The organism is Amycolatopsis sp. NPDC004747 (assembly GCF_053601335.1).
This window is the reverse complement of record NZ_JBSGBQ010000084.1, coordinates 1-1325: the sequence shown is the minus strand read 5'-3', so window position 1 is coordinate 1325 and position 1325 is coordinate 1. Positions and strand designations below refer to the sequence as shown.

Annotated in this window: 1 protein-coding gene; it reads right to left on the bottom strand. The window is 68.3% G+C overall.

Annotated features, from left to right (window positions below; translation table 11 throughout):
• Positions 1–28 precede the first annotated feature (28 nt).
• Complete coding sequence (locus tag ACWEGE_RS46995; RefSeq protein ID WP_449667017.1) at positions 29–1252, bottom strand: ISAs1 family transposase; 1224 nt, start codon at positions 1250–1252, stop codon at positions 29–31.
• Between the last annotated feature and the right edge of the window lie 73 nt (positions 1253–1325).

Genomic DNA, 1325 nt, shown 5'->3' with positions numbered 1-1325 from the left:
CAGGGTTCCGGCAAAGTCGTTGTGCTGGTCAGGTGGGTATTCCGAGCAGGGTGAGGGCTCGGGTGGTGTTGCGGGCGGTGTGGCGTAGGGCTTTGGCGATGTTGGTGTGTCCTGCTTGTCGGTGTGCGCTGGTGGCGAGGTTGCGGAGGCTGGCCATGACGCGGGGTGCGGTGCCGGTGCGGGTTCGGGATTGGTCTTCGTTGTAGGTGACGTTGCGGACCCAGTGGAGTTTGTTTTCGATGTGCCAGTGGCTGCGGACGTATTGCCCGATCTGGGCAGGGTGGGCGTGGCGGCCGGTGAGGCTGGTGAGACCGAGTGCGGCGTGGGCGGAACGTTTCCGGCTGGCGTGGTGGGTGGTGTAGCGCTCGATGAGGAACGCGTGCCTGGCGTGGGGGAAGTCGATGGCGGGGTAGCCGAGGAACTCGCCCAGGGGTGCGAGCTGGACGGTGCGGCGTTCGCTGCGGCCGTGTCCGCTGCCGCTGGTGATGTGGGCGGGGATCTCGTGCCAGGGCAGGGTGTCGAGCAAGCCGTGGAGACGGTGTTGGTTCTCTTTGACGGTGAACACGTAGTCCGCGCCGCGTTGATGCAGGTAGCGGGCGTGGTCGGCGGTGGTGTGCAGGGCGTCGGCGGTGACCACCCGTCCGGCGAGGTCGACTCCGTCCAGCAGTGGCTGGAACCAGGTGATTTCGCTGCTGCCGGCGGGGACCTGGCGTTGCCCGACCACTATCGGTGTCTCGTGGGTGATCGCGGCCAGCAGGTGCACTCCGGCGCCTCCGGTGCGGGCGAAGGTGCCGCGCAGGGATTTGCCGTCCACCGCGATCGCGGCCGGCGCGGTGTCGGCTGGGTCGGTGGGGTTGGTGTCGTGGCCGGTGAGCCAGTTGCTGATCACGTCGTCGAGGATGTCGCCGTCGAGCCGGCCGGCCACACGCCGCACGGTGGCTTCATCGGGTGCTGCGTATCGGGCTCGGCGGGCATCGAATCGGGCGCCGAGGGCGGCCAGGACCGGCTGGGGCGCGTCGGCGGCCCATTCGCCGATCGCGGTGAACGACTGGGCGCCCGCGACGACGGCTGCGGCGGCAAGCGCCAGAATCGACCCGATCGAATGCCGCACACCACGCCGATCTCGTGGATCAGGCACCCCAGCCAGATGTTTGCGCAGGTCGGATACCCATAGCGGGTCGGTGGCGGCATCGATGACCGGGGCCAGGCGATCAAGGACGACAGGGATCAGGCACGATTGCGCGGCGGGCACGGCTCTCTCACACGATCATGGGACTTCGACAATCACATGATCAACGAGAGCCGTGCCCGCCCCGCAACCAGGT